The organism is Acidovorax sp. A1169 (assembly GCF_030704685.1).
Classification (GTDB): domain Bacteria; phylum Pseudomonadota; class Gammaproteobacteria; order Burkholderiales; family Burkholderiaceae_C; genus Acidovorax.
In genome coordinates, this window is the sequence record NZ_JAUZDX010000020.1 from 47,201 (window position 1) to 74,081 (window position 26,881).

Annotated in this window: 24 protein-coding genes; 14 read left to right on the forward strand and 10 right to left on the reverse strand. The window is 65.6% G+C overall.

Going from position 1 to position 26,881, the window contains the following annotated elements:
* Positions 1-146: 146 nt before the first annotated feature.
* Positions 147-1,361: a nitrate/nitrite transporter gene (locus QYL93_RS25345; protein ID WP_305746259.1), complete on the reverse strand. Its 1,215-nt coding sequence runs from the start codon at positions 1,359-1,361 to the stop codon at positions 147-149.
* 543 nt (positions 1,362-1,904) lie between these two features.
* Between QYL93_RS25345 and QYL93_RS25350 the strand changes: the two genes are divergently transcribed.
* On the forward strand, positions 1,905-3,554 hold the full coding sequence (locus QYL93_RS25350; RefSeq protein ID WP_305746260.1) for a PAS domain-containing methyl-accepting chemotaxis protein: 1,650 nt from the start codon (positions 1,905-1,907) through the stop codon (positions 3,552-3,554).
* Positions 3,555-4,141: 587 nt separating this feature from the next.
* Here the strand turns inward: QYL93_RS25350 and QYL93_RS25355 are convergent.
* Positions 4,142-4,294: a hypothetical protein gene (locus QYL93_RS25355; protein WP_305746261.1), complete on the reverse strand. Its 153-nt coding sequence runs from the start codon at positions 4,292-4,294 to the stop codon at positions 4,142-4,144.
* Here QYL93_RS25355 and QYL93_RS25360 point away from each other — a divergent pair.
* On the forward strand, positions 4,293-5,240 hold the full coding sequence (locus QYL93_RS25360; RefSeq protein ID WP_305746262.1) for a DUF6279 family lipoprotein: 948 nt from the start codon (positions 4,293-4,295) through the stop codon (positions 5,238-5,240). The genes QYL93_RS25355 and QYL93_RS25360 overlap by 2 nt on opposite strands.
* 133 nt (positions 5,241-5,373) lie before the next feature.
* Here QYL93_RS25360 and QYL93_RS25365 read toward each other — a convergent pair whose 3' ends face one another.
* Entirely contained in the window at positions 5,374-6,399 is a 1,026-nt protein-coding gene (locus QYL93_RS25365; protein ID WP_057199671.1) for a LacI family DNA-binding transcriptional regulator, read from the reverse strand.
* Positions 6,400-6,566: 167 nt separating this feature from the next.
* On the opposite strand from QYL93_RS25365, the gene QYL93_RS25370 reads away from it, so the two are divergent.
* The 4 genes from QYL93_RS25370 to QYL93_RS25385 are packed head-to-tail and all read left to right on the forward strand — an operon-like array spanning position 6,567 to position 9,989.
* Positions 6,567-7,103: a gluconokinase gene (locus tag QYL93_RS25370; protein ID WP_370877035.1), complete on the forward strand. Its 537-nt coding sequence runs from the start codon at positions 6,567-6,569 to the stop codon at positions 7,101-7,103.
* Positions 7,100-7,630 carry a TRAP transporter small permease gene (locus QYL93_RS25375; protein WP_305746263.1) on the forward strand — a complete coding sequence of 177 codons (531 nt, stop codon included), beginning with the start codon at positions 7,100-7,102 and terminating at the stop codon, positions 7,628-7,630. The genes QYL93_RS25370 and QYL93_RS25375 overlap by 4 nt, the downstream gene beginning before the upstream one ends.
* Positions 7,631-7,635: 5 nt before the next feature.
* Positions 7,636-8,931, forward strand: a complete 1,296-nt coding sequence (locus tag QYL93_RS25380; RefSeq protein WP_370877036.1) for a TRAP transporter large permease — start codon at positions 7,636-7,638, stop codon at positions 8,929-8,931.
* A 44-nt stretch (positions 8,932-8,975) separates the two neighbouring features.
* Entirely contained in the window at positions 8,976-9,989 is a 1,014-nt protein-coding gene (locus QYL93_RS25385; protein ID WP_305746264.1) for a TRAP transporter substrate-binding protein, read from the forward strand.
* 117 nt (positions 9,990-10,106) lie between these two features.
* On the opposite strand, the gene QYL93_RS25390 is transcribed toward QYL93_RS25385, so the two are convergent.
* Both QYL93_RS25390 and QYL93_RS25395 read right to left on the reverse strand, forming a co-directional pair.
* Positions 10,107-10,400 carry a DUF4148 domain-containing protein gene (locus tag QYL93_RS25390; protein ID WP_305746265.1) on the reverse strand — a complete coding sequence of 98 codons (294 nt, stop codon included), beginning with the start codon at positions 10,398-10,400 and terminating at the stop codon, positions 10,107-10,109.
* A 77-nt stretch (positions 10,401-10,477) separates the two neighbouring features.
* Positions 10,478-10,771, reverse strand: a complete 294-nt coding sequence (locus QYL93_RS25395) for a DUF4148 domain-containing protein (protein WP_179681350.1) — start codon at positions 10,769-10,771, stop codon at positions 10,478-10,480.
* 438 nt (positions 10,772-11,209) lie between these two features.
* Between QYL93_RS25395 and QYL93_RS25400 the strand changes: the two genes are divergently transcribed.
* Positions 11,210-11,647 carry a CBS domain-containing protein gene (locus QYL93_RS25400; protein ID WP_305746266.1) on the forward strand — a complete coding sequence of 146 codons (438 nt, stop codon included), beginning with the start codon at positions 11,210-11,212 and terminating at the stop codon, positions 11,645-11,647.
* Positions 11,648-11,716: 69 nt separating this feature from the next.
* Here the strand turns inward: QYL93_RS25400 and QYL93_RS25405 are convergent, their stop codons facing one another.
* The 4 genes from QYL93_RS25405 to QYL93_RS25420 all read right to left on the reverse strand — a co-directional run bounded on the left by QYL93_RS25405 (position 11,717) and on the right by QYL93_RS25420 (position 15,836).
* Complete coding sequence (locus tag QYL93_RS25405; protein ID WP_305746267.1) at positions 11,717-12,547, reverse strand: ABC transporter ATP-binding protein; 831 nt, start codon at positions 12,545-12,547, stop codon at positions 11,717-11,719.
* Positions 12,544-13,491: a nitrate ABC transporter permease gene (gene ntrB / locus QYL93_RS25410; RefSeq protein WP_305746268.1), complete on the reverse strand. Its 948-nt coding sequence runs from the start codon at positions 13,489-13,491 to the stop codon at positions 12,544-12,546. The genes QYL93_RS25405 and ntrB overlap by 4 nt, the downstream gene beginning before the upstream one ends.
* Positions 13,492-13,559: 68 nt before the next feature.
* Positions 13,560-14,804 carry a CmpA/NrtA family ABC transporter substrate-binding protein gene (locus QYL93_RS25415; RefSeq protein ID WP_305746269.1) on the reverse strand — a complete coding sequence of 415 codons (1,245 nt, stop codon included), beginning with the start codon at positions 14,802-14,804 and terminating at the stop codon, positions 13,560-13,562.
* A gap of 405 nt (positions 14,805-15,209) precedes the next feature.
* On the reverse strand, positions 15,210-15,836 hold the full coding sequence (locus tag QYL93_RS25420; RefSeq protein ID WP_305746270.1) for an ANTAR domain-containing response regulator: 627 nt from the start codon (positions 15,834-15,836) through the stop codon (positions 15,210-15,212).
* Between the two features lie 207 nt (positions 15,837-16,043).
* Here QYL93_RS25420 and QYL93_RS25425 point away from each other — a divergent pair, with 207 nt between their 5' ends.
* From QYL93_RS25425 to QYL93_RS25435, 3 genes are all read left to right on the forward strand, one after another.
* The gene (locus QYL93_RS25425) at positions 16,044-17,204 is read left to right on the forward strand and encodes a branched-chain amino acid ABC transporter substrate-binding protein (RefSeq protein WP_305746271.1); all 1,161 of its coding nucleotides are present in this window, start codon (positions 16,044-16,046) and stop codon (positions 17,202-17,204) included.
* A 110-nt stretch (positions 17,205-17,314) separates the two neighbouring features.
* A complete protein-coding gene (gene cysC, locus QYL93_RS25430) occupies positions 17,315-17,836 on the forward strand; it encodes an adenylyl-sulfate kinase (RefSeq protein ID WP_305746272.1) in 522 nt (173 codons plus the stop codon).
* Between the two features lie 273 nt (positions 17,837-18,109).
* On the forward strand, positions 18,110-19,222 hold the full coding sequence (locus QYL93_RS25435; RefSeq protein WP_305746273.1) for a hypothetical protein: 1,113 nt from the start codon (positions 18,110-18,112) through the stop codon (positions 19,220-19,222).
* A 5-nt stretch (positions 19,223-19,227) separates the two neighbouring features.
* Here QYL93_RS25435 and QYL93_RS25440 read toward each other — a convergent pair whose 3' ends face one another.
* On the reverse strand, positions 19,228-20,571 hold the full coding sequence (locus QYL93_RS25440) for a phenylacetate--CoA ligase family protein (RefSeq protein WP_305746274.1): 1,344 nt from the start codon (positions 20,569-20,571) through the stop codon (positions 19,228-19,230).
* Between the two features lie 80 nt (positions 20,572-20,651).
* On the opposite strand from QYL93_RS25440, the gene tsaD reads away from it, so the two are divergent.
* From tsaD to QYL93_RS25460, 4 genes are all read left to right on the forward strand, one after another.
* Positions 20,652-21,704, forward strand: a complete 1,053-nt coding sequence (gene tsaD / locus QYL93_RS25445; protein ID WP_305746275.1) for a tRNA (adenosine(37)-N6)-threonylcarbamoyltransferase complex transferase subunit TsaD — start codon at positions 20,652-20,654, stop codon at positions 21,702-21,704.
* Between the two features lie 138 nt (positions 21,705-21,842).
* Positions 21,843-23,426, forward strand: a complete 1,584-nt coding sequence (locus QYL93_RS25450; protein WP_305746276.1) for a bluetail domain-containing putative surface protein — start codon at positions 21,843-21,845, stop codon at positions 23,424-23,426.
* Positions 23,427-23,712: 286 nt separating this feature from the next.
* Positions 23,713-25,272 carry a bluetail domain-containing putative surface protein gene (locus tag QYL93_RS25455; RefSeq protein WP_305746277.1) on the forward strand — a complete coding sequence of 520 codons (1,560 nt, stop codon included), beginning with the start codon at positions 23,713-23,715 and terminating at the stop codon, positions 25,270-25,272.
* Positions 25,273-25,294: 22 nt separating this feature from the next.
* A complete protein-coding gene (locus QYL93_RS25460; protein ID WP_305746278.1) occupies positions 25,295-26,875 on the forward strand; it encodes a bluetail domain-containing putative surface protein in 1,581 nt (526 codons plus the stop codon).
* The last annotated feature ends 6 nt before the right edge of the window (positions 26,876-26,881 follow it).

The window sequence follows — 26,881 nt, forward strand, 5'->3', positions numbered from 1 at the left end:
GGTCATGCGCTGCGCGCACGGCCGCCCTTTTAGCTGCAGTGAGTGCAACGCTGCGCGTTGGTTGGCTCACGCCAACTTGGCGCTGCGCGCCACCCTCCCTTCGCTGGAAGCGGGGCAAGCGCTGAAGCGCTTACCGGCTGCGCCGGTCATGCGCTGCGCGCACGCCCCCCCTTCTCTGCCCACGTCCGGGTCCAGCGGATCTGCATCACGCGCAGCAGCACCAGCATGGCTGCGGCGCACACGGCGATGGAGACGAAGCCCCACAGGTAGGTGCCGCCGTACTGGCGCGACAGGCCCATGGCGTTGGGGATCAGGCCGCCGCCCAGGGCGCCGATTTCGCCGATCATGGAGCCGGCCACGGCGGTGGACAGGGGCCAGCGCAGCGGCACCAGCTGGAACAGCGCGCCGTTGCCTGCGCCCAGTGCAGCAAAGCACACCAGGAACAGCAGCATCGTGACCGGCAGCGAGTTCTCGGCCAGCCCGCACAGCACCAGGCTCACCGTGGTGATGGCGAGCACGCCCGTCAGGGTGTTCACCCCGCCCCACAGGTCCGACAGCCAGCCGCCGAACACGCGCAGTGCCGCGCCCAGAAAGGCGGCCATCATCGTCAGCTGGCCGGCCTGCACCTTGCTCACGCCGAACTGGTCGTAGAAGTAGGTAGGCATGAAGGCGATGAGGCCGATGAAGCCGCCGAAGGTCACGGCGTAGATCAGGCTGAAGGCCCAGCCGTCCTTCTCGAACAGGCAGGCGATGTGTTCGCGGAACGAGGCATGGGGCGCCCGGTCCGGCGGCTCCTTGGCGTAGATGGCCATCACGAGGGCGGGGATGGCCACGCTCACGGCGGCAAAGCCGTAGACCGACTGCCAGCCGAACTTCTGCGCCAGCACGGGGGCCAGCAGCGCGGACACGGCGGTGCCCACGTTGCCCGCGCCCACGATGCCCATGGCCAGGCCCTTGTAGCGGGGTGGGAACGAGCCCGAACCCAGCGACAGTGCCACGCCGAAGCTGGCCCCCGCCACGCCCAGCAGCACCCCCATGGCCAGCAGGTCGTTGTAGTCGTTGACGAACAGGTAGCCGTAGCCCATGGCGATGAAGATGCCGGCCATCTCCACCAGCGTGGCGTTCTTGCGCCCGATGTACTGGGCCAGGATGCCCAGCGGAAAGCGCATCAGCGCGCCCGCGAAGATGGGGATGGACAGCATGATCCCCATCTGCGTCGGGGTGAGTTTCAGGCTCTCGGTGATGAAGGGCGCCATCGCACCGTTGATGACCCACACCGCGCACGAAAAGGCGAAATAGAGAAACGCGGACCACAGCGTGGGGGAGTGGCCGGATTTGAAGAAGTCCCGAAATTGAAGCATGGATGTCTCGCGTGGAAAGGGCGTCTGCCTGCGTGGGCGGTGGTGCCGGCATGCCTGCAGCGCTGCTCTGTGCCGTGTCTCGCAATGGAAAGGAAAACAGAAAAACAAAAAGGCGTCCGCACGGAGCACGCCGGCCAGTGGCCAACGACTCTCCATGGGGACGCCTGCGTCCTGTGCCTGCCGGATGCGCCTTTGCACCGGGCAACACAAACGGCCAACTTTGGCCGTGCTGCATTCCGAGCAAGACGTGTGCCAATGTTGGTGCGCTCGGTGGTACGGGCAGAAACTGCTGGCAAATTGCCGTGCTCAATCAGTCGACTGCTATTGATTTTGATTGTTTCCCCAGCACCAGTGACCCGGCATGGTGCGCGGTGGAAGCCGTTGCGTACCGGCGTGCACTATGCCCCGCACCAGGCTGGGGATGCCTGCCTTGCGCAAATGTTGTTTGCGCGATGGGCGCATTGCTTCTAGGATGTTTTTACCGCTGCAGGGTCGGATGGCCACAGACAGCGGGGACGAGATGGCATCCGTGGAGGGAATCCAATGCGCGTGAATCTGCCGGTCAGCACCCAGGAGTACGTTTTTCCCAAAGGCGAAACCCTGGTCTCCACGACCGATCTCAAGGGCCGCATCCTCTACTGCAACCCGATGTTCATCGAGGTCAGCGGTTACGAGAAAGAGGAACTCCTGGGCCAGCCCCACAACATGATCCGCCACCCGGAGATGCCCGAGGAAGCCTTCCGCGACATGTGGGAGACCATCGGCAGCGGCCAGCCCTGGTCGGCGGCGGTCAAGAACCGCCGCAAGGACGGCAGCTTCTACTGGGTGATGGCCAACGTCACGCCGCTGATGCAGGGCGAGCACCCCACCGGCTACATGTCGGTGCGCACCGAGGCCACGCGCGATCAGATCCAGGCCGCCGACCGGCTTTACGCCACCATGCGTGCCGAGAAGGAGCGCGGCAGCCTGGTGCATGTGCTGCGCAACGGGCGCCTGGTCAAAAACACCGCCTGGGGCACCCTGGCGGCCCGGCTCCAATTCGGCCCCATGGGCAAGATGTGCCTGTGCCTGCTCGTTCTGGTGCTCGCTGCCTGGGGTGCGGCGGAGGCGGGCGGGCACGACTTCTCGTTCGGCTCGGGCCTGGCGTGGGTGGGCGTGCTGGCGCTGGCGCTCGCCATGGCCTGGTACCTGCACCAGGCCACCGTGGCGCCGCTGTCGCAGATGCTGGGCTGGGCCAACCGCATGGCAGCGGGTGACCTCACGCAGAAGATCGAGGTCACGCGCGACGACACCGTGGGCAGCTTGCAGAAGGCGCTGTCGCAGCTCAACGTGAACCTGTTGTCCATCGTGCGCGATGCGCGCCAGGAGAGCGAGCGTATGCAGGTCTCCACGCGCGAGATCGCCCAGGGCAACCAGGACCTGTCGTCCCGCACCGAGACGCAGGCCAGCAACCTGCAGCAGACGGCGGCGTCGATGGAGGAGATCACCGGCACCGTCAAGCACACGGCCGAATCGGCGCGCCAGGCCACGGTGCTGGCCACGCAGGCGACCTCGGTGGCCGAGCGCAGCAACGAAGCGGTGGATGGCGTGGCCGAGACCATGAAACAGATTCAGACCGCCTCGGGCCGTATCGGCGAGATCACCCAGCTCATCGACAGCATCGCCTTCCAGACCAACATCCTGGCGCTCAATGCCGCTGTGGAGGCCGCGCGCGCGGGCGACCAGGGGAGGGGCTTCGCGGTGGTGGCGTCCGAGGTGCGCAGCCTCTCGCACCGCACGCTGTCGGCCGCCAAGGAGATCCGCCAGCTCATCGACGACTCGGCCACCAAGGTGCAAGAGGGCCACCACAAGACCGACACCGCGCAAAAGACCATGAGCGAATCGCTGGAACTGGTGCGCCGTGTGAACACCCTGATCGGCGAAATCCACAACGCCTCCAACGAGCAGCTCACCGGCATCTCGCAGGTGAATGCGGCCGTGGCCCAACTGGACACCATCACCCAGCAGAACGCCGCGCTGGTGGAGGAGAACGCGGCCTCGGCCATGGAGCTGCAGGGCCAGGCCCAATCGGTCACCGAAACCGTGGCGGTGTTCCGCCTCGATGCATCGGCGCCTGCCCAGGCCCACGACGCAGTGGCTTTGCGCAAGTCCATGAAATCGTCGTCTTCGCAAAGGGCGCTCGCCTCGGCTTGAGCAGTTTGATGCGAATCGTTGCGGTGCTGACTGCGCCAACTCGGGCCCTTGCAGGGCAAGTCGGCGCAGTCGATCATGAGAATGTAGGCAATGCAGCCAGCAGCAGGTGAAGCTGATGGCGCCCAGCGTCGGTCTGCATGGACCCGAACTTCCAAAGGCGCGCGCCGGAGCGCCCCGACATGCGCCCATCAGCCCCGAAAAGCACGGCTGGCGGCTGAGAGGCTGAGAGTCTTTCGTCCATGCCCGCCTTGCACGCCAAAACACCCCGGCTCGTCGTTACCAATGCTCGCCATAGCCCGAGCTATGGCTGTGCTTTGCGCCTAGATCCAGGGCATTTTGACGCGCCATTCGGACACGGCCAAAAAACTCCCAGCCTCTAAGCCGGGCGTTGCGCTTGAGCTGTCGGGACATACGCACGGGGGAATGGTCTTCGGCCTGGGCCGCCTGCTCGCCTTGGCCAATGAAAGATTTTTCTCGGGCAACTGCAAGATCGGAGACTTGCATTGATGTCATCAACAGCGCAGCACGATGGCCTGGATTCTTGCTTCTACTTGGCAAGCCGTCGGAACTCACGCGCATCTACCTGGTCAGAAAGTGAAGCCACCGGGCTCATCAGCGTATTTTGTGTTTTTTGCCTGCAGCGAGGCTGTGGCATCGAACGCACGATGCAGCTGGCCGGGTGAATCGGAGGCCATGCGGTTTTCCTGGCCCGCAGCCACCAGTACCATGTGGAGAATCATGCGCGAATCGTTCTGTGTATTTCCATGGCGAAAGGGGGCGCGGATAGTCGGCGCCAGCCTGCTGGCACTCGCTCTCGCCGGCTGCACCGTGGTGCGGCTGGCCTACAACCAGGCCCCGAACTGGGCCTCCGTGTGGATCGACAACTACGCCGACCTGGACGACGAGCAGGGCCCCCGCACCCGCGACGCCATCGGCGCCTGGTTCCGCTGGCACCGCAGCACGCAACTGCCGGAGTACGCAGGGATGTTGGCCCGCATGCAGGCGCAGGTGATGGACAACACCACCGGCGCAGCGCTGTGCCGCTGGGAGCCCGAACTTCTCCTGCGGACCGAGGCCGCGCTGGCGCAAGCCGTGGTGCCCGCGACCGAGCTGGTGGTGTCGCTGAGGCCACAGCAACTGCGCCACATCGAGAAGCGCTACGAGCGCAGCAACAAGGAGTTCCGCGACGATTACCTGCAGCCCGACCTGGATGAGCGCCGAGAGGAACGGCACAAGCGTACCGTCGAGCGGCTTGAAACGCTCTATGGCCGGCTGGACGATGCGCAACGAGAGCGCTTGTCCAAGGCGCTGGCCGCGTCGCCTTACGACGCTGAGGTGTGGCAGCAGGAGCGCCTGGCCCGCCAGCGTGACACGCTGCAAACGCTGCGTTCGCTCACCAGCGACGGTCGCGTCTTGGCGGCGTCGGTCGCCCAAGCGGAGGTCAAGGCCTTGATGGGCAGCTGGCTGCGCTCGCCGCGTCCGGCTTATGCAGCCTATCAGCGCAAGGTGGTGGAGAACAACTGCGCCTGGCTGGCCGAGCTGCACAACAGCACCACACCCGAGCAGCGCCGCCATGCTCGCGCCAAACTGCGCGGCTGGGAGGCCGACGCCAGAGCGCTGGGGGCTGCAACCAGCGTTGCCTCGGCAGGTCCTGAAACTTCGGTATCGCCTTCCACGGGTCGCTGAATGCCACCAGGCTTGTCGACGCAGTCGTCTGATCCATCTCGGGTGTAGAAACTCTGTCCAGGAGGCAGTCGGACTTGAGGCGTGTCGGCTGCAAACCGCCGCAGCGGTCCATTTTTCACCGTCTTTAGGTCCTTCAGGTGCTCTCGCGCACCGTGAGTTCGAACCCCAGGTTCACCGAGTTGTGCTCCGGCGCCTCGCCGCGCATCAGCGCCAGCAGCATGTGCGCGCTGGCCTCGCCGATCGATGAGCGCGGCGTGCGCACCGTGGTCAGCGTGGGCAGCATCTGGTCGCTGCCCGCCAGGTCGTTGAACCCCGCCACCGCCACCTGGCCCGGCACGGCAATGCCCAGGCGCTGCGCGGCCAGCAGGCCACCTTGGGCCAGGTCGTCGTTGCAAAAGAAGATGGCGTCCACGTCGGGCCGGGTGCGCAGCACCTGCTCGAACAGCTCTGCCCCCAGGCGGATGGAAGAGGGCTGGGCGCTGAGCAGTTCCAGGCGCGGGTCGTGCAGGCCGGCCTCCTTGAGGCAGCGGCGGTAGCCCTCGGCGCGCTGCATGGTGCGCGGATCGAGCTGCGCCGCCACGAAGGCCACGCGGCGGCGGCCACGCTCGAGCAGATGGGCCGTGATGCGGTGGCCCGCGTCCTGCTGCGAGAAGCCCACGCAGTAGACGCCGGGCGCCGAGGTCATCTCCATCAGGTGCACGCAGGGCACGCCGCTGGCGGCAATCATCTGCCGCGCGGATTCGGTGCGGTCGAAGCCTGTGACCAGCAGGCCCGCCGGGCGGTGCGCGAGGTAGGTGCGCAGCAACTGCTCTTCTTCATCGGGGTCGTAGTGGGTCACGCCGATCAGGGCCTGGTAGCCGTGCGGGAACAGGGTGCGGTGCACGGCATCGAGCACGTCCACGAACAGCGCGTTGGACAGCAGCGGCACCAGCACCGGCACCTGCACACTGCGCTGCGAAGCCAGGGCGCGCGCAGCCGGGTCGGGCACATAGCCCAGTTGCTCAACTGCAGCCTTCACGCGCTGCACCAGTTCGTCGGCCACCCCGCGCTCGCCGCGCAGCGCGCGCGAGGCGGTGATGGGGCTCACGCCGGCGGTTTCTGCCACATGGCTGAGCGTGACGCGGCCACTGGAGCGGCGCCTGGGTTCGGGTCTGGACAAGGGTTTTCCCTCGGGTGGTTGCGGCCTGATGGATTTAGGATAGCGCTGTCCAAGGGCAAGAGCAAGGCCAGCATGCGCAGTAGTGTGGCATTTTCCCCTGTGGCACCTGATTTTCACCTCATCCCGCCGGGATGTTTTTTTGAAGTTTGTTGGATAGCGCTACCAATATGAGTTCTTTGCCGTCATCGGTGTCGTCACCGGTCTTTCTGGTGGTCATGGGCGTGGCCGGCTGCGGCAAGTCCAGCCTGGGCGCCGCTGTCGCCACGGAGCAGGGCCTGCCCCTGATCGAAGGGGACGACCACCACAGTGCCGCCAGCCGCGAGAAGATGAGCCAGGGCATCGCCCTGACCGACGCCGACCGCGAGGGCTGGCTGGCCGCGCTGGGCCAGTTGCTCCAGGATCACCCGCAGGGCGCCGTGCTCACCTGCTCGGCCCTGAAAAAGGCCTACCGCGACCGCCTGCGCGCCGCCTGCCCCGGCGTGCGCTTCGCCTTCCTCGAGATCGACCGGGTTCCTGCCGGTGAGCGCGTGGCGGCAAGGGTGAACACCCACTTCTTTTCCACCACGCTGGTGGACAGCCAGTTCGCCACGCTCGAATCGCCCGTGGGCGAGCCCGGCGTGCTGCGCCTGGATGCGCTCCTACCCATCCCCGCATTGCAAGCCCAGGTGTCCGCCTGGCTTGCTCACCAGGAAGCCACCCCATGAGTGCCGACACCTCCCTCAACCCTCCTGAGCCTGGCCACAGGGTGCCCAGCCGCTTTGAACAAGTGGCCCAGGTGCTGATGGCCAGCTGCCTGGGCGTGATGGCCGTGGCCGTCTTCGTCAATGTGGTGCTGCGCTATGGCTTTGGCAGCGGCATCGCAGCCAGCGAGGAGCTGTCGCGCCTGCTGTTTGTCTGGATGGTGTTCATCGGCGCTGCTGCGGCATATCCCGCAGGTGAGCACATGGCCTTCACCAGCCTGGCCGGGCTGCTGGCCCGGCGGCCGCTGGCCTTCGGCCTGCTCACCGCGCTCATCCGCCTGCTGGTGATCGCCGCCTGCGTGATGCTGGCCTGGGGTGCCTGGCAGCAGGTGGTGGTGGGCCTGGGCAGCCATTCGGTGGTGCTGGGCTATTCGGCGGCGCTGCTGCCGCTGCCTGCCCTTTTGTGCGCGGCGGCCATCGCGGTGATGGCATTGATCGAATTGATTCAACGCGTGCCGCTGGACCTCGGTCACGGCGCGGAAGTGGAGTGATGGCCATGGGTCCCGAAGCACAGGCATTCATTGTTTTTTCGCTGGGCATGCTGGTGTTCATGGGCACGGGCATGAACATGGGCCTGGCCCTGGTGCTCACCGGTGCCGGCATGGCCTGGGTGCTCGATTTCTTCGACACGCAGCTGCTGGCCCAGAACCTGGTGGCCGGGGTGGACAGCTTTCCGCTGCTGGCCGTGCCCTTTTTCATCCTGGCCGGCGAGCTCATGAACTCCGGCGGCATCAGCCGGCGCATCATCGACATGGCGCAGGCCTGGGTCGGCCACATCCGCGGTGGCCTGGGCTACGTGGCCATCGGTGCGGCCGTGCTCATGGCCAGCATGAGCGGTTCGGCCCTGGCCGACACGGCGGCGCTGGCCACCATTCTGTTGCCCATGATGCGTCAGCAGGGCTACCCGATGAACACCTCGGCCGGGCTGATCGCTTCGGGCGGCATCATCGCACCCATCATCCCGCCGTCCATGCCCTTCGTGATCTACGGCGTGACGACCAATACCTCGATCTCGGCACTGTTCGTCTCGGGCATCGTGCCGGGGCTGATGATGGGGGCGGGCCTGATCTTCGCGTGGCGCTGGGTGCTGCGCGGCATCGACCTGCCGCCGAGCCGCGCACCGCTGCCCCTGCGCGAGCGCCTGCGCGCCACGGCCAAGGCCTTCTGGGCGCTGCTGATGCCGCTGATCATCATCGGCGGCATGAAGTCGGGCGTGTTCACGCCCACCGAGGCCGCCGTGGTCGCCGCCTTCTATGCGCTGGCCGTGGCCCTGTTCGTGCACCGCGAGATGCGGGTGCCCGAGATCTACGGCGTGCTGGTGCGCGCCGCCAAGACCACGGCCATCGTGATGTTCCTGTGCGCCGGCGCCCAGGTGGCCAGCTACATGATCACCCTGGCCGATCTGCCCACGGTGCTGACCGGCTGGCTCGGCCCGCTGGTGGAGAATCCGCGCCTGCTGATGGCCGTGATGATGATCGTGCTGGTGCTCATCGGCACGGCGCTGGACCTCACGCCCACCATCCTGATCTTCGCGCCCGTGATGCTGCCCATCGCCGTCAAGGCGGGGATCGATCCGGTGTACTTCGGCCTGATGTTCGTGCTCAACGGCGCCATCGGCCTGATCACCCCGCCCGTGGGCACCGTGCTCAACGTGGTGGCCGGCGTGGGTCGCATCTCGATGCACAGCGTCATCAAGGGCGTCAACCCTTTCCTGTTCACCTATGTGCTGATCCTGGCGCTGCTGGTGGCATTCCCGCAGATCGTGACCGCGCCGGTCCTGTGGATGCGCTAGATCTTTCCCCTGTTCCTTCTTCGCTCACCCCAATGGAGACAACCATGAAGACTTTCCGCCGTACCCTGCTGGCCGCCCTGTCGGTCGCCGCTGTCGCCGCCTCGTTCCAGGCCGCTGCCCAGGACTTCAAGCCGCGCATCATCCGCTTTGGCTATGGCCTCAACGAGGTCTCCAACCAGGGCCGCGCCACCAAGCTGTTCGCGCAGGAGGTCGAAAAAGCCTCGGGCGGCAAGATGAAGGTGCGCGCCATCGGTGCCGCCGCCCTGGGCTCGGACGTGCAGATGCAGCAGGCGCTGATCGGCGGCGCGCAGGAAATGATGGTCGGCTCCACCGCCACGCTGGTCGGCATCACCAAGGAAATGGCGATCTGGGACACGCCCTTCCTGTTCAACAACGCCAAGGAGGCCGACGTGGTGCTCGACGGCCCCGTGGGCCAGAAGGTCATGGACAAGCTGCAGGAAAAAGGCCTCGTGGGCCTGGTCTACTGGGAGAACGGCTTTCGCAACCTGACCAACAGCAAGCGCCCGGTCACCAAGCTCGAGGACATGAACGGCATCAAGCTGCGCGTGATGCAGAACAACGTGTTCCTCGACAGCTTCAAGACCCTGGGCGCGAATGCCGTGCCACTGCCGTTCTCGGAACTGTTCACGGCCCTGGAGACCAACACGGTGGACGGCCAGGAGAACCCCTACAACACCATCCTGTCGAGCAAGTTCTATGAGGTGCAGAAGTACCTCACGGTCACCAACCACGTCTACAGCCCCTGGATCGTGCTGGTCAGCAAGAAATACTGGGACGGTCTCTCGAAGGCCGAGCAGAAGGTGCTGCTCGATGCCGCCAAGAAGAGCCGCGAGTTCGAGCGCCAGGACACCCGCGACGAGGCCAACAAGGCGCTGGCCGACTTGAAGGGCAAGGGCATGCAGGTCAACGAACTGTCGTCGGCCGAAGCCAGCCGCATGCGCGAAAAGCTCGGCGCCGTGAACGCCAGCATTGCCGCCAACGTGGGCGAAGACCTGTGGAAGGAAGTGCAGGGCGCGGTGGCTGCGACGCGCAAGTAAAAAGCCAGGGCAGGTCGTGGCCGACGTGCGCGGCCTGCAATGGCAAAGGCCGGGGCCCCGTGAAGGGCCCCGGCCTTTTTTCCTGCTGGCTGCAGTGCGGTCTGCAGCCTGGGGAAATTACATCGAGCCGAGTTCGCCCGAAGAGATCTTGCCCATGCGCACGGCGTCGGCAGCCTGGGCTTGCACGGCAGCGCGGTCGGCGGTCGATTGGTAAGACACCACGCGCGAACCAGCGGGCTCGGTGCTGCGGGTCTTGGCCACGGTGGCGGCGTCGGCCATCACTTCGACACGGGTGCGGCTGGTCTCGAACTTGGTGGCGAACTGCGAAGCATCGGCTTCGTCAGCCTGGGCACCGAAGGAAGCGAAAGCGGCAACAGCGGCGATGGAGAGGAAACGTGCGGTGGTGTTCATGGTGAAACTCCTGTGAAATTCAAAAAATAGGGACGAGGTACTGGGGAATACGGGGCAATACGCCAACTGGATGCGAATTACAGTGCGCCGATTTCGCCAGCAGAGATCTGGCCGGTGCGCACGGCATCAGCGGCCTGGGCACGCACGGCAGCGCGGTCGGCGGTGGACTTGTAGGTCACCACGCGCGAGCCAGCGGGTTCGATGCTGCGGGTCTGGGCCACGGTGGCGGCTTCAGCGGCCACTTCGGCGCGGGTGCGGTTGGTTTCGAACTTGGTGGCAAATTGCGAAGCGTCGGCTTCGTCGGCCTGGGCACCGAAAGAAGCGAAAGCGGCAACAGCGGCGATGGAGAGGAAGCGTGCGGTCGTGTTCATGATGAAAGTCCTTGAAGGTAAAAGCGTCTCAAAAAAACCGGAACGGCTGCGAAACAAATGAAGCTGCTGAACCGGGTTCGGTGAGTCGCCTTGCGGGTTCGGCTCATCGATGGGTTGAACTGTACGCCTGCGGTGTTCAGAGAAAAACCACTTAGTCGCAAACTAACTGTTCCGGTATCAGAAACAATCCACAGAGTTCCTGCGGTGCTCAACAGGCCGGTTCCCGGGGGAGGCAGCGCGTTGAACATGGGTGTATCGTGCCGGGTTAACCCTGGTGCAGGGTCTCGCAACGGTTTCGTTTCTTTTCGGTTTGTTTCGACCGCAGCGCAGTGCAACAGCGCAGAAACATCGGCGTGGAGTGCTTCGGCTTGCGCTCGTGGAGCAGATGGGCTGAAATGACCCTGTGACCCGTTCCACGTCTTTCAGAGGGAGGTTTCCATGACCGTTGTAGCCAAGATTCTCCAGTCCAAGCCTGACTCCACCGTGCACACCATCCGGCCCACCGATTCCGTGCTCTCTGCCCTGCAGCTCATGGCCGACAAGGGCATCGGCGCCCTGGTGGTCACCGAGGGGGATGCCATCGTGGGCATCTTCACCGAGCGCGACTATGCGCGAAAGATCGCCTTGCTGGGCCGCACCTCGGCCGCCACGCTGGCGCGCGACGTGATGACCAGCGCCGTGCGCTTCGTGCGACCCGACCAGACCAGCGAGCAGTGCATGCAGATCATGAGCACCGGGCGCCTGCGCCACCTGCCCGTGGTGGACGGCGGCAAGCTCGTGGGCATGATCTCCATCGGTGACCTGGTCAAGGACATCATCTCCGAGCAGAAATTCATCATCGAGCAGCTGGAGCAATACATCACAGGGACGCACTGAGAAAAAAGGCGCTGGCCATTCGGCCAGCGCCTTTGCGCACCTCTCGCGCCGGCTGTCCGGCGCGGTAGCTCAGGCCGCCTTTTCCACGTGCCCCTGGCGCGTGTAGAGAAAATCGATGACCGCCTTGCGGTAGTGCACGTACTGCGCGTCCTCGGCCAGCTCCACGCGCTTGCGCGGGCGGGCCAGGTCGACCTGCAGCACCTCGCCGATGGTGGCGGCCGGGCCATTGGTCATCATCACGATCTTGTCGGACAGCAGCACGGCTTCGTCCACGTCGTGCGTGACCATCACCACGGTGCTTTGCGTGCGCGCCACGATCTCCAGCAGTTCGTCCTGCAGCTTGGCGCGGGTCAGGGCATCCAGGGCGCCGAAGGGCTCGTCCATCAGCAGCACCTGGGGTTCCATCGACAGGGCGCGGGCAATGCCCACGCGCTGCTTCATGCCGCCCGAGATCTCGCCGGGGCGCTTCTGGCCCGCGTGCGTCAGGCCCACCAGGGCCAGCGCCGCATCGGTGCGCGCCTTGAGTTCGGCCTTGCTCTCGCGGCCGCTGAACACACGCTCCACCGCCAGGTAGACGTTGTCGAAGCAGGTCAGCCAGGGCAGCAGCGAGTGGTTCTGGAACACCACCGCGCGCTCGGGGCCGGGGCCCTTGATCTCCTTGTTGGCGCACAGCAGGACGCCGGCCGTGGGCGTGGTCAGGCCGGCGATCAGGTTCAGGAGCGTGGACTTGCCGCAGCCCGAGTGGCCGATCAGCGCCACGAACTCGCCCTTGGCGATGGTCAGGTCGATCCCCTTGAGCGCCGGGAACAGGCCCTTGGCGGTCTTGAAGGTCTGCTCGACCCCTTGCACCTCGATGAACTTGGCGCCGTGGGATGCGTGTGCCGTGGTTGCGGTGTTCATGCTTTCACCTCTTCGAATGTGAATGCGGTGGCCAGCTTGATGAGCGCGAACTCCAGCGCCAGCCCCACGATGCCGATCACGAAGATCGCGATGATGATGTTCTTGACGTTCAGGTTGTTCCACTCGTCCCAGACCCAGAAGCCGATGCCTACGCCGCCGGTCAGCATCTCGGCGGCCACGATCACCAGCCAGGCCGTGCCCACGGCCAGGCGCACGCCCGTCAGCATGTAGGGCAGCACGGCGGGGAACAGGATCTTGGTGGCGATCTTCCACTCCGACAGGTTGAGCACGCGGGCCACGTTCATGTAGTCCTGCGGCACGCGCTGCACGCCCACGGCGGTGTTGATGATCATGGGCCAGATGGAGCAGATGAAGATGGTCCAGATGGCGGCCGGGTTGGCGCCCTTGAACACCAGCAGGCCAATGGGCAGCCAGGCCAGCGGCGACACCGGGCGCAGCAGGCTGATCAGCGGGTTGAACATGCGCGAGAGAAAATTGAAGCGCCCGATCACGAAGCCCGCGGGGATGCCGACCAGCGCCGCCAAGCCGAAGCCCACCGCCACGCGCTCCAGCGACATCAGCACGTTCCAGCCCACGCCCTGGTCATTGGGGCCGTTGCGGTAGAAGGGGTTGCTGAAGATGTCCAGGGCCTGTGCCCAGGTTTCCAGTGGCGTCGGGATGCTCTTGCCGGTGGCGGCCGACACCAGCGACCAGGCCCCGATCAGCAGGCCCAGGCCGCACAGCGGCGGCAGCACGGCCATCCAGAAGTTGCGCGACACGGCCGCCCAGTCGCGCGGCGGGCGCTTGGCGGCTGCGGGCTCGGCAGCGGCCTGCTTGCGCACCTCGGCAGGGCTGGCAACGCCCGCTGCCGCAGGGCGCGCAGGCGTGGCGCCGGGCTCGGCCGGCAGCGCGGCGGGAGGGGAGTGGAAAACGGCACTGACCATGGTGGATCTCCTGTGCGGGTGGGAACGTGGGGCGACCGGGGGCGATGGGCTATATGGGCTATGGGCTCTCAGGCCTTGATCTTGAACCCGTCGGCGTATTTCTTGGGATCCTTGCCGTCCCAGACGACACCGTCCACGAGCTTGTGCGTGCGCATGTCGCTCTTGGGCAGCGGGGTCTTGGAGGCCGTGGCCGCCTGCTTGTAGACGTCGATGCGGTTGATGGCCTTGGCCACGCCGGCATAGTCGGGGTGGTCCTTGAGCAGGCCCCAGCGCTTGTGCTGGGTGAGGAACCACATGCCGTCCGACAGGTAGGGGAAGTTCACCGTACCGTCGTTGTAGAACTTCATGTGGTTGGGGTCGTCCCAGGTCTTGCCCATGCCGTCCTGGTAGCGGCCCAGGATGCGCTGGTTGATGGCGTCCACGCCGGTGTTCACGTAGGCCTTGCCGGCAATGGTCTCGGCCATCTTGTTCTTGTTGCCCAGGCTCTCGTCGATCCAGCGGCCGGCTTCCAGGATGGCGGCCGTCACGGCGCGGGCCGTGTTGGGGTACTTCTGCACGAACTCCGAGGTGGTGCCCAGCACCTTTTCGGGGTGGTCCTTCCAGATGTCCTGGGTAGTGGTCGCGGTCACGCCGATGCCGTCCATGATGGCGCGGTGGTTCCAGGGCTCGCCCACGCAGAAGCCGTCCATGTTGCCCACGCGCATGTTGGCCACCATCTGCGGTGGCGGCACGGTGATGACCTTGGCATCCTTCATGGGATCGATGCCGTGGGCCGCCAGCCAGTAGTACAGCCACATGGCGTGGGTGCCGGTGGGGAAGGTCTGGGCGAAGGTGTACTCGCGCTTTTCGCTCGCCATGAGCTTGGCCAGGCCTGCACCGTTGACGGCGCCCTTGTCGGCCAGCTTCTTGGACAGCGTGATGGCCTGGCCGTTCTGGTTCAGGTTCATCAGCACGGCCATGTCCTTCTTGGGGCCGGCCAGGCCCAGGTGCACGCCGTAGACCAGGCCGTAGAGCACGTGGGCAAAGTCGAGCTCGCCGTTGACCAGCTTGTCGCGCACGCCGGCCCAGCTCGCTTCCTTGGTGGGGATGATGGTCACGCCGTACTTCTTGTCGATGCCCAGCACCGAGGCCATCACCACACTGGCGCAGTCGGTCAGCGGGATGAAGCCGATCTTCACTTCCTTCTTCTCGGGCGCGTCGGAGCCCTGTGCGTGTACGAGGGCGCGCAGCGCTGGGCTCACGCCCACGGCGCCCACGGTGGCGGCCTGCAGCACGGTGCGGCGGTTGAGACTGGTTTTGAGCAGATCGGTCATGGGGCTCCCCTGGTGGCGTGAAAAACAAAAAAGGCGTCCCCCCGGCGCTCGGGCTGCTGCAACTTCACGAATAAAGTCACGCAGCGCCGAGCGCGGGTGGGACGCCTGTGTCCGGTGGCGAGAGGTACCTGCCCGCCATTGGGTAGGTGCCGCTCATCGAAGACCGTCGTTGGTCTTGACCAGTTCATGCAAGCCCTGTGCCAGCTTCTCAGTGCCCCTGCCTGCTATTCATTCAATAGCGTTCTGGTGAATGCGGTAAAGGAGCTTTGCGTGCCTGCACCACAAGGTGGCAGGCCGATGGCAGTGGCGCAGGCTGCACGCATCTTGTGCGGTGCACCATCCCAGCTCCGAAAATGGGTGGCGTGCTGCGCAGTGGGGCGTCGGCGCAGGGTGCGCCGCAGGCGGTCAGCCCAGCAGATCGGCCACGTCGAGCATGCGCTGGGCCACGTCGGCGAGCTTGAGGCCTTTGTCCATGGCCGTCTTGCGCAGCTTTTCATAGGCGGCCTGCTCGGTCAGGCCCTGGCGCTCCATCAGCAGGCCCTTGGCGCGGTCGATGGTCTTGCGGTCCTTGAGTTCGGTCTTGGCATCGGCCAGTTCGGCGCGCAGCGCCTGCTCGTGCTGAAAGCGCGCCATCGCCACGTCCAGAATGGGGCGGATGCGCTGGGGCGCCAGGCCCGCCACGATGTAGGCCGAAACACCGGCGGCCACGGCCGCCTTCACGTGCGAGGTGTCCTCGTCATTGGTGAACATGACAATGGGGCGGCGCTCGTTGCGCGTGGCCATGACCACGTGTTCGAGCGCGTCGCGGGCCTCGCTCTCGGCGTCCACGATGATGAGGTCCGGCTGCAATTGCGCCAGGCGCTCGCTCAAAAACACGTCGGCGGGCAGCGTGGCTACCAGGTTGAAGTTGTTTTCCAGCAGGCCGATGCGCAGCGCCCGCGAGCGCTCTGCCTGCAGCAGGGCGTGCTCGTCGTCGGGGTCGGCGACCGCCAGATCGGGGGCAACCACCACTATGCGCAAGGCCTCATTCATGCTGTCAGCATAGCAAGATTTACGCCACAAATTGGTGCGCCGGGCTGGTGCGCGGAGGGTGTCTACCCTTGCTTGCGCGGCTGAGCCTCTTTCGGGGCCTGAAACTTGCTAATAGATTGTGTATTGGGAGGGCATACCCGATAGCGCCTCTTGGCGGCGTCGCATATACATCCGGTCACATTGACATACAGATATGGAGTTTCCTGCATGAACCAGCCCATCGACCGGCGCCGATTTTCGGCCAGCCTGGCCCTCACCGCCGTGGCCACCACCGCCTTGTTGGCGGGCTGCGGCAAAGTGCCCGACACCATCAAGATCGGGGTCGCCCAGCCCCTGAGCGGGCCCCTGGCCGCCCTGGGGCAGGACTTGCTCAACGGGGTGAACCTGGCCGTGGCCGAGCTCAACAAGGGCGGCTACACCGTGGACGGCAAGCGCGTGACGCTGGAGGTGGTGTCCGTGGACGACAAGGCCGACGCCGCCACCGGCAAGACCGTGGCGCAGCAACTGGTGGATGCCGGTGTGGTGGCGGTGATCGGCCACCTTAATTCGGGTGTGAGCATCGAGACCGCCCCCATCTACGCCGCCAAGGACATCCCGCAGATCGCCATCTCCACCAACCCCAAGTTCACGCAGCTGGGCTTTCCCACCACCTTCCGCATGGTGGCCAACGACACCCTGCAGGCGCGCGCCATCGGCTCGTTCGCCGCCACGCAGCTGGGCGCCAGCCGCTACGCAGCGCTGGACGACGGCACCCCCTACGGCAAGGGCCTGGCCGACGGCGCGGCCGAGCAGCTCAAGGCCGAGAAGAAGGAGGTCGTGGTGCGCAAGTCCTTCGACGACAAGACCACGGCCTTCGACGCCCTGGCTGGCGAACTCAAGGCGGCCAAGGTCGAGGTGATCGTCTCCACCCTGAATGACTTCCAGGCGATTGCCCTGCTGGAGGCGCTCAAGAAGGTCGACCACACCAAGGTGCGCCTCTTGGGTGGCGACACCATCAAGACCACCGACATGGCCAAGGGCGCCGGCATCGTGGAAGGCATCTACGCCACCTCGCCCGTGCTGGAGGCCAAGGAGTTCACCACCGGCAAGCCCTTCCTCGAAAAGTACGTGGCCGAGTTCAAGAAGGCCCCGGCCTATGGCGGCCACTACAGCTACGACAGCACCTACGTGCTGTCCGCCGCTATCCAGAAGGCCAAGTCCGCCAACCCCAAGGACATCACCAAGGCCATGCACAGCATCAACGGCTATGCACCAGTGATCGGCACCATGACCTGGGACGACAAGGGCGAGCAGCGCTACGGCGCCGTGGGCGTGTACGAGCTGCGCGGCGGCGGGTGGGAACTGCGCATGCGCTCGGACCGCTGGTAAGAACGCAGGCCAGGGAGACACGTGCTCCTTTTTTTTGGGTGTTGGACGGTGCCGTGGCTGGCATAGTAGGAGGTGGACCATTTACCGACCTATCCAGCCTGGAGCCCTGTTTGAACCCCCTCGTCTACTGGATCACCGGCCTGCCCGCCGCAGGCAAGACCACCTTGGCCACCGCGCTGGCCCAGGCCCTCAACCAGGCCGGTGGCCGGGCCTGCGTGCTCGATGGCGACGAGCTGCGCAAGGGCCTGTGCTCCGACCTGGGGCTGTCTGCCGCCGACCGGGCCGAGAACATCCGGCGCGCAGGCGAGGTCGCGCGGCTGATGGCGCACAACGGCATGACCGTGGTGTGCGCCTTTGTTTCCCCCTTCGGGGCCGACCGCCAGCGGGTGCGCGCCCTGTTTGCCCCCGGCGAGTTCCATGAGATCCACCTGAGCACCTCGGTGGAGGAGTGCGCCAGGCGCGATCCCAAGGGCTTGTATGCGCGCGCCAAGGCGGGGCAGATCACGGGGCTGACCGGCTGGGACAGCGCCTATGAGGCCCCGCTCGCCCCCGAGTCGCAATACGACACCCAGACCACCCCGGTGGCGGCCATGGTGCAGCAACTGTTGGCGGCGCGCACTGCGCGGTCCTGACCCAGGCGGCGTATCCCGCCCAGGCGGGCCGTAGACGTTGCACGAATCTTTACAGGAACTTCCCTGCCGATTGCCCCTCTGAGCCTCGCCACGCCCGTATGGCGGGACGGGGCCGCGTCTTGGTGTGCGGCATGTCCTACACGGCGTGGGGGTTGAAGGTTATTGTTGATAACCGAATGGGTGGGCGCCCGCTGGGCGCTTTTTGCTGGCTGTTTGGTTTTGCCTGGAGTGGTTTCGATGCGGTTTCTGGTTGTTTTGTGTCTTTCTGCTGTGGTGTCTCTGGCCCAAGCTGCCAATTTCGTTTCGCTTCACCAGTCGCCGCTGCGCATCGCGCTGCCCCCTGCTACCGGCACTTACGACTACACCTTCAATACCAAGACTGGCTTTAAGCAGCAGTACGCGCCTGAAGGCGTCACGGGCTGCGCCATCGGTTACTCCACCGGGGGCTGTGCCTTCCCGGGCGGCGGATCGCTGGCCTTGCCCGAGTTCACCGGCTACCAGCTGCAGTACAAGGAATTCAAGATCTACATCCCTGCGGGCACCCGTTCGTTCATGTTCTCGGGCTATGCGCCCCAGCGCACCGAATCCGCCTTTGCCCTGCGCTACGGCTCGGCACCGGCCCGAGAGGGGGCCCTGAGTGCTGCCGAGTACGCCAACGTCCAGGCCACCGAGCACATCGACACCACGTTCTCGCGGTTGGTCAACGAGCCCGCTGCCGACCACCTCGTGGTGCACGATGGCGGTGGCACGGTGCGCTTCGTGGGAGGGCAGCTCGACGCCAGCAAGGGCAGCACCAGCCAGGGCAACTGGCTCTACATCCGCCAGATCAACGGGAGCCCGCTGTACGACGTGCAGGGCGCGATCGACGTGGACATGGCCAGGTACGCTGCCGGGTACGCAGCGATCACCTGGACCGCCACGACCTACCCCGACCCGGTGGAGGGCCCGGGCCCTGCCGTGGGCACCGTGAGCACCGCCGATCAGCAGGCGGCGGCCGCCACGGTGGCGACGGCAACGGTTTCCACTGCGGTGCTGTCCACGGCCGGTCAGCCGCTGCAACTGGGCATCACCCTGGCGCAGACGGCGGCGGATGTGGCTGCCAACCCGAAGATTAGCGCCTGGGTGGCGGCGCGCATTCCGGCCCAGGGCTCTGCCCCGGACCTGTGGTTCTTCCGCAAGGGTGATGGCAGCTGGACCAGCCAGGTGCCGGCAGACGCCGAGGGCATTGCCTTCGCGAGCCAGGTGACCAACGCCGCCACGCTGCAGTTCAAGCCGTCGCTCGACTTCACGGAAGCGGAAATGCGAGCGGTCAATGCCGACGTCCATTTCGGCTACAAGACCAGCGCGGGCGCGTTCGTGAGCAAGGGCAAGATCTGGCCGCAATAGCCCTTTCAACGGGTTGAAGGGGGCGGTTCGAAGGCGCGGTCCACGCGCTCGAACTCCTCGCGCTTGCGCCCCGGCGGCCAGTCGATGCGGGCCAGGTGCTCCACATGCAAGGGCAGGTCGGCCAGGCCATTGGCGGCGAACACCGCACGCACGGTGGCCTGCTCGTCTGCCGTGAGCGCACGGGGCGCCTCGATCTGCAACTGCAGCGTGCCGTCCGCGTACTGGCGCATGCGGAAGGCGCGGATGGGCTCGATGCGGCCCAGCTCATCGCCCAGAAAGGGCATGGGCAGCAGGCCCTTGCCGGTCTGTACCTGGTGCCGGGTGCGGCCCGCCATGCGCGCGATCACGGGCAGCGCCATGCCGCAGTTGCAGGGCGCACCCCACTCGGCGATATCGCCCAGCTCGTAGCGCAGGATGGGCATGGCAAAGCTGTGCAGGCTGGTCACCAGCACCCTGCCCGGTACGCCCACGGGGCAGGGCTGGCCCGCACCATCCACGATCTCCATCAGCGTGGTGGCGCCCAGCAGGTGCAGGTGGTCGTGCACCGGGCACTGCAGCGCGATCCAGCCGGTTTCCTCGCACGAATAGCGGTCGATGATCTTCGCGCCAAAAGCCTGCAGGCACAGAGCCCGCTGGCCGGGCGTGACCCGCTCTGACTGCGAGATCACCTGCTGGATGGGCAACTGCACGCCCCTCGCCAGCGCCAGGCGCGCCAGCTCGGCCGCAGCCAACGGGCTGCACTTGAGGTAGTCGGGCCGGTGCTCCAGCAGCCAGTCCAGGTGCGAATCCATGCCGTGCTGCGTGATGTTGCGCACCACGCAGGGGCCGCGCAGGCCCAGTGCGGCGTACATGTCGCCCCAGCTGTCGCGCGTGCCGTCGGTGAGGCCGGTGCCCAGCACGGCAATCTTGCGCGCCGCATCGCGCTGGTGCCATTGGGCCTCCATCCAGGAGATGGCGGCATACAGGGGCGAGTACATGGCGCTGGCCTTTTCCACACGCACGGGCTCGCCGGTGGAGCCCGAGGTGGTGGACGTGGCGATGCCCGCTTCCTCCAGGCCGGGCCAACGTGCGCGCGCCTCGGCAAAATGCGTCTGCAGGTCGGCGCGGGTGAGCAGCGGCAGGCGTGCCAGCACCGCGCCGGGTGATGCCTCAGCGGGCCACCCGGCCGCCCCCAGGCGCTCGCGCCAGAAGGGCGAGTGCTGGTGGGCATGGCGCATCAACGTGTGCAACTGGCGCTGCTGCAGGGCCTGGTACTCCGCAGGTGCCACGCGCTCCCAGGCGCGCACCTGCTGGGCCAGAAGCAGCATCTGCGCCACCTGGGGCGAATGGAAGTGGAGGGCGTCGGCCATGGGGGGGTGAGGCTTGCTCTGCGTGGGGTTGTCCGATTGTGGCGCCTTGCCACCATGGCCGGCGCTCTACACTCGGGGCCATGACGTTGTTGATACTGGGCATTGAGTCTTCCTGCGATGAAACCGGCGTGGCCCTGGTGGAAACGCGCGTGGAGGGCCAGGTGCCCGCACTGCTTTCCCACGCGCTGCACAGCCAGATCGAAATGCACAAGGCCTATGGCGGCGTGGTGCCCGAGCTGGCCAGCCGCGACCACATCCGCCGCGTGCTGCCCCTGGCCAGCCAGGTGTTGGCCGAATCCGGCAAGAGCCTGGCCGACGTGGACGTGGTGGCCTACACCCGTGGCCCGGGCCTGGCCGGCGCGCTGCTGGTGGGTGCCGGTGTGGCATGTGCCCTGGGCGCCGCTTTGGGCAAGCCCGTGCTGGGCGTGCACCACCTGGAGGGGCACCTGCTCTCGCCCTTTTTGAGCGCCGACCCACCCGAGTTCCCCTTCGTCGCACTGCTGGTGTCCGGCGGCCACACCCAGCTCATGCGCGTGGACGGCGTGGGCCGCTACGAAATCCTGGGCGAAACCATCGACGACGCGGCCGGCGAGGCCTTTGACAAATCGGCCAAGCTCATGGGCCTGGGCTACCCGGGCGGCCCCGCGCTCTCCAAATTGGCCGAGCAGGGCGATGCCACGGCTTTCAAGCTGCCGCGGCCATTGCTGCACAGTGGCAACCTGGATTTTTCGTTCGCCGGCCTCAAGACCGCCGTGCTCACGCAGGCCAAGAAGCTCGGCGAAGAACTGGAGCCCCGCAAGGCCGACCTGGCCGCGAGCACCGAGGCAGCCATCGTCGAGGTGCTGGTGAAGAAGACCCTCGCTGCCTTGAAGCAGACGGGCATGAAGCGCGTGGTCGTGGCCGGCGGCGTGGGCGCCAACCGCCATCTGCGCAACCAGCTCAACGAAGCCTGCGCCAAAAACAAGGTGCGCGTGCACTACCCCGAGCTGCACCTGTGCACCGACAACGGCGCCATGATCGCCATGGCGGCTGCCATGCGCCTGGAGTCTGGGCAGCAGCAAGCCAGCACCGAGTACGCGTTCGACGTGAAGCCGCGCTGGCCGCTGGATTCGATTGCGCCGACGGTAGCCTGAGAGGGCAGTTCCTCGTTCCTCCAGTTTTGGGCGTGTGGGCACGCGCAGGTTTCAAAATGTTTGTTTGTGACGGCTGACACACCGGTTGCTCAGGCCTGCCCCTACGCTTCGCGCATCCTTGTTGCCACGGAGTTCGCGATGCCCAAGACCATCTGGCCTTTTTACGAGCCTGTCCTCATGTTGAACCGTGCGTTCAACAACCAAGTTCCGTCGAACGCGTCATTTAATAGCCAACTGGTCGCTGCTGGCACGACCCCTGAAAGCAACGCAGCCTTTGCACTCCAGTTCGGTGCCAGCTTTGCCAACCTGACGGAGGAAGAACTCTCCACCAAGATCTTGGGCAATCTGGGCGTGCTGCCGAATGCAGGCCTGCAAACCGCAGTCAAGAATTATTTGGTTGAAGTGGGTAAGGCCAATGTGGGCATCGTCGCACTGCAGCTGGGGACGATCCTGTCGGGCCTTGAGAATGCCACGGGCGATCAGGCAGCCTACAGTGGGGCTGCCATTGCATGGAACATCGAGCTGGCGGCCTCGTACAACTACTCTGCCAACCCCGCCAACATCTGGCCCTCGCCCATCGGCCCCATCGGCCCCAGCTTGCCAGGCGTGACGGTTTTGCTGACCTCGGGCGATGATGCGATGTCGCCTGCAGCCGCAGAAGCCAAATTCAAGACCACGGCCTTCAGCGACACCATCCTTGCTCCCACCGCGGGCTTCCTTTCGACGGCGGATGTAATCGATGGTGCTGCGGGTATCGACACCCTGAGAGCGACGCTGGATGCCTCAGCGGTGGTGTCTCCCACGCTGAAAAGCGTCGAAAACGTCTTCATCAAGGCGGGTGCGGGGGCGCAATTCAGCGCCTCGGGCGCGACCGGCCTGATGGCCCTGCGGATGGAGGCAGCGGCAGGCCCTGCCACGTTCTCGGGCGTGAACCTGGCCACCACTGTCGGCATCCAGAACTCTGGCGCAGGGGGCGCCCTGACCGTGAAGTTCGCCAGCGCTTCGGGCCCCACCGACTCGGCGAACCTGGTGTTTGCCGACGCCACGGGCCACGACGAAATCATGGTTGCGGACATCGAAACCCTGAATGTGTACAGCGCTGCGGGTCTGGTGGCGGGGACCACCACCAACCAGGCCCGGATCACCGCCGCCCATGCAGAAAAGATCACCCTCTCTGGCGGCCAGGCGCTGACCACCACGGTGGTGGCAGCCAAGCTGTCCGTCATCGACGCGTCGGGGCTCACGGCTGCCCTGGACCTGGCGCTTGCCGGTACTTCAGGGGTCTCCATTTCGCTCAATGCCCTGGCAGCACACACCGTTGCCCTGGGGGATGGTGCCGACAAGGTGCTCATCGCCGGACTGGCAGGCGTTGCGGCACGGGACCTGGACATCCGTACCGCCACCTCGCTGGAAGCATCGGCCATCGAGGTCGTTGGCTTCGTGAGCGGTACGGATGCGATCCAGCTGAGCAGCGCCAACCCAGTGGCCAAGGCCGCGCCCGGCAGCAGCGAGCTGGCCAGCATCGCCGCATCCTCCTCGCTGCTGGCCGCTGCAACCTTGGCCGCCACCACGGCGGGCGCCAACAAGGCCATCGCCTTCCGCTACGGTGCCGACACCTACATCCTCGTGAACGACGGCGCCGCGGCACTGGGTGAAAACGACAGCCTGGTCAAGCTGACTGGCGTGGCGGCGCTGGCCGACGCATCGTGGGCGGTGGGCTGAAATACTTTGTATTGCGAGTTTTGCAGTCTCGCTGCTGGAGGTAGCGTCGGCCGCCCAGATCTCTCCTCGTGTGAGTTGCAACCTCACTATCCTGCGCCAAGTGTTCAACGGCGCGTCCCATCGTATGCCCCACCGATGGGCGCACGGTGCTAGCAGGCAATTCCGCGCTGTTTTGCGCGCGCAGGCGTACAGCGGGTTTCAAAATGTTTTCTTGTGACGGCTGGCACATGGGTTGGCCGGGTAGAACAGATACGCTCAATGCACCATTACTGTTGTGGAGTTGGTGATGCCAAAAGTCGTCGGAACGTATCTGTACGAAGTCGTAGACATGCTGAACCGCGCTTTCTACGATGCGTCTCCGTCCAACGCGTCGTACAACAACCAGGTAATGGAGCACACCTCGATTGGAATGAAGGCGTTTGCGCTGCAGTTCGGCGCCAGCTTCGCCGGTCTGACAGAGGATGAGCTGTCCACCAAGATCCTGGGCAACCTGGGGGTGCTGCCCAATGCAGGCCTGCAAGCCGCGTTGAAGGACTACCTGGTGTCAGTGGGCAAAGCCAATGTCGGCATCGTTGCCGTGCAACTGGGCGAGATACTGTCGGGCCTTGAGAACGCCACGGGCGACATGGCCGTGTACAAGGCCGCGGCGGTGGCGTGGAATGCCGAGTTGAACGCTTCATTCCTGTATTCAGCCAATCCCGCCAACACCGTTCCTTCACCCGCTGGCCCCCTCGGCGATTTTGGCCTGACCTTGCCGCTGACGGCGGGTGATGACGCCATATCTTCCGCGCAAACCAGCAACTGGGGTGACACGATCCTGGCCCCCGTCAGCGGCATGCTGTCCAGTGCCGACGCCATCGACGGCGGTTTGGGCATCGACACCCTCAAGGCGACTCTGGCGGCAGGTGCGGCGGTGGCGCCCACGCTCAAGAGCGTCGAAAAGGTGCTCATTACCGCAGGTTCGGGGGCCGAGTTCAGCGCGGCCGGCGCGACTGGCCTGGCGGACTTGCGGGTCGATGCAGCGGCAGGTCCCGCCACATTCTCCGGGGTGGGTTTGGCCACCACCGTCGGTATCCAGAACTCCGGCGCAGGGGGCGCCCTGACCGTGAAGTTTGCCGGTGCCGGCGGGCCCGCCGACTCCGCCAACCTGGTGTTCGCGGACGCCGCAGGCGATGACGAAATCATCGTCGCAGGTGTCGAAACCCTGGTCGTGCAAAGCGCGCCGGGCACCGTGGCTGCCACCACGGTCAACCATGCCCGCATCACCGCTGCCCAGGCCGAGAAGATCGTCATTAGCGGCGTTCAGGCCCTGACCACCACCGTGACGGGCGACAAGCTGTCCGTGATCGACGCATCGGCCATCTTCAGGGCGAAACTGGACCTGACGCTTGCAGGTACCCAGGGTGTTTCCATCGCCCTGAACGCCCAGGCTGCACACAAAGTCACCCTGGGCGCCGGCGCCGATACGGTGTACATCGCCGGCCTGGCGGGCATGGCGGCCCAGAACATGGACATCAGCACGGCGGCCACGCTGGCCGCTTCGGCCATCGAAGTGGCCGGCTTCGTGAGCGGTACGGATGCGATCCAGCTGACCAGCGCCAACCCGGCGGCCAAGGCCGCACCCAGCAGCAGCGAACTGGCCAGCATCGCCGCATCCTCCTCGCTGCTTGCTGCTGCGACCTTGGCCGCCACCACGGCCGGCGCCAACAAGGCCATCGCCTTCCGCTATGGAGCGGACACCTACATCCTGGTGAACGACGGCGCTGCGGCCTTGGGCGAGAACGACAGCCTGGTCAAGCTGACCGGCGTGACGGCCTTGACCGACGCCTCGTGGACCTCGGTCTGATCGGTCTTTTACGGAGCTTTTGATGGCACAGAATTTTCTCGATGAGCCCTACGTCGTCACGACGATCCTGAACCGGGTGTTCAATGACCAGTCGCCTTCCTACGCGGTGTACAACAACCAGATCGCAATGGCCGCGGCGAATGGCGTCCAGGCGTTTGCCCTGTCTTTCGGAGCGGCCCATGCCGGCAGGACGGAAGAGCAACTCTCCACCGGGCTCCTGAACAACCTGGGCCTGCTTCCCAATGCGGGCCTGCAGACCGCCTTGCGGGACTACCTCGAAATGGTGGGTAAGGCCAATGTCGGCATCGTTGCCCTGCAATTGGGCCAGATCCTCTCTGGGCTGGAACATGCTACGGGCGACCAGGCCGTGTTCAATGCGGCAGCGGTAGCTTGGAACAAGGAACTGGTGGCTTCCTACAATTTCTCCAGCAATCCCGCCAATACAGGGATCGGGCCGCCTGTGCTGGACGACGATTTCGTCACCGGCGTCACCTTGGTCCTGACATCCGGTGACGACGCCATATCCCTCACGGCGCCCGAAGCCAAGTTCAAGTCCACGGGCAACAACGACACCATTCTGGCGCCCACTTCAGGCTTGCTGTCTTCCTCCGATGTGGTTGACGGCGCTGGGGGCATGGACATCCTGCGGGCGACCCTGGCAACTGGCGCTTCGGTGGCGCCTGTGCTGCACAGTATCGAAAAGGTCTACATCACCGCAGGAGCGGGTGCGCAATTCAGTGCCGCAGGCACTACCGGCCTGACCGAGCTGTGGGTCAATGCTGCAGAGGCCTCCACCACCTTCTCTGGGGTCTCGCTGGAGACCATGGTCGGTATCCAGAACTCTGTCGCAGGCGGCACCTTGGCCGTGAACTTCACCGGCGCCTCAGGTCCGGCGGATTCCGCCCATATCGTGCTGGCCGATGCCACGGGCCATGACGAGATCATCGTGGCGAACATCGAGTTCCTGACTGTGAGAAGCACTGCCGGCACGGTGGCCGCAACCACGGCCAACCAGGCCAAGATCAGTGCGGCCCAGGCGCAAGGCATCGTCATCCTCGGTGACCAGGCCTTGACCACCACGGTGACCGGCGCCCAGGTGGCAGGGGTCGATGCAACGGCACTGACGAAAGCCCTGGGGCTGACGCTCGCAGGCACGAATGGCGTTGTCGTGTCGCTCAACGCCCAGGCTGCGCACAAGATCAACCTGGGTGCCGGTGCCGACACCGTGAAAATCATGGGCCTGGCGGGCGCCGAGGCCAAGGACATCAATCTCAGCACATCGGCCACGCTGGCGGCTTCGGCCATCGAAGTGGCCGGCTTTGCCAGCGGCACCGACTCGATCCAACTGGATGGCGCCAAGGGTACGGTGAAGGCCGCCGCTGCTGCCGCCGAACTGGCCAGCATCGCCGCATCGGCCTCGCTGCTCGATGCAACGGCCCTGGCCGCTACCACGGCCGGCGCCAACAAGGCCATTGCCTTCCGCTACGGGGCCGACAGCTACATCCTGGTCAACGACAGCGTGGTTGCTCTGGGCGCCAACGACAGCTTGGTCAAGCTCACCGGCGTGACGGCGCTGGCCGATGCGTCATGGACCTCGGCCTGATTGGGC

Coding starts and splice junctions, on each gene's coding strand:
- QYL93_RS25390 (WP_305746265.1), bottom strand. CDS start 10,400: ATGAACACCACCGCACGTTTCCTCTCCATCGCCGCTGTTGCCGCTTTC.
- QYL93_RS25395 (WP_179681350.1), bottom strand. CDS start 10,771: ATGAACACGACCGCACGCTTCCTCTCCATCGCCGCTGTTGCCGCTTTC.
- QYL93_RS25380 (WP_370877036.1), top strand. CDS start 7,636: ATGGGTCCCGAAGCACAGGCATTCATTGTTTTTTCGCTGGGCATGCTG.
- ntrB (WP_305746268.1), bottom strand. CDS start 13,491: ATGGTCAGTGCCGTTTTCCACTCCCCTCCCGCCGCGCTGCCGGCCGAG.
- QYL93_RS25425 (WP_305746271.1), top strand. CDS start 16,044: ATGAACCAGCCCATCGACCGGCGCCGATTTTCGGCCAGCCTGGCCCTC.
- QYL93_RS25370 (WP_370877035.1), top strand. CDS start 6,567: ATGAGTTCTTTGCCGTCATCGGTGTCGTCACCGGTCTTTCTGGTGGTC.
- QYL93_RS25350 (WP_305746260.1), top strand. CDS start 1,905: ATGCGCGTGAATCTGCCGGTCAGCACCCAGGAGTACGTTTTTCCCAAA.
- QYL93_RS25455 (WP_305746277.1), top strand. CDS start 23,713: ATGCCAAAAGTCGTCGGAACGTATCTGTACGAAGTCGTAGACATGCTG.
- QYL93_RS25375 (WP_305746263.1), top strand. CDS start 7,100: ATGAGTGCCGACACCTCCCTCAACCCTCCTGAGCCTGGCCACAGGGTG.
- QYL93_RS25450 (WP_305746276.1), top strand. CDS start 21,843: ATGCCCAAGACCATCTGGCCTTTTTACGAGCCTGTCCTCATGTTGAAC.
- QYL93_RS25360 (WP_305746262.1), top strand. CDS start 4,293: ATGCGCGAATCGTTCTGTGTATTTCCATGGCGAAAGGGGGCGCGGATA.
- QYL93_RS25420 (WP_305746270.1), bottom strand. CDS start 15,836: ATGAATGAGGCCTTGCGCATAGTGGTGGTTGCCCCCGATCTGGCGGTC.
- QYL93_RS25385 (WP_305746264.1), top strand. CDS start 8,976: ATGAAGACTTTCCGCCGTACCCTGCTGGCCGCCCTGTCGGTCGCCGCT.
- QYL93_RS25405 (WP_305746267.1), bottom strand. CDS start 12,547: ATGAACACCGCAACCACGGCACACGCATCCCACGGCGCCAAGTTCATC.
- tsaD (WP_305746275.1), top strand. CDS start 20,652: ATGACGTTGTTGATACTGGGCATTGAGTCTTCCTGCGATGAAACCGGC.
- QYL93_RS25400 (WP_305746266.1), top strand. CDS start 11,210: ATGACCGTTGTAGCCAAGATTCTCCAGTCCAAGCCTGACTCCACCGTG.
- QYL93_RS25345 (WP_305746259.1), bottom strand. CDS start 1,361: ATGCTTCAATTTCGGGACTTCTTCAAATCCGGCCACTCCCCCACGCTG.
- QYL93_RS25355 (WP_305746261.1), bottom strand. CDS start 4,294: ATGATTCTCCACATGGTACTGGTGGCTGCGGGCCAGGAAAACCGCATG.
- QYL93_RS25440 (WP_305746274.1), bottom strand. CDS start 20,571: ATGGCCGACGCCCTCCACTTCCATTCGCCCCAGGTGGCGCAGATGCTG.
- QYL93_RS25460 (WP_305746278.1), top strand. CDS start 25,295: ATGGCACAGAATTTTCTCGATGAGCCCTACGTCGTCACGACGATCCTG.
- QYL93_RS25415 (WP_305746269.1), bottom strand. CDS start 14,804: ATGACCGATCTGCTCAAAACCAGTCTCAACCGCCGCACCGTGCTGCAG.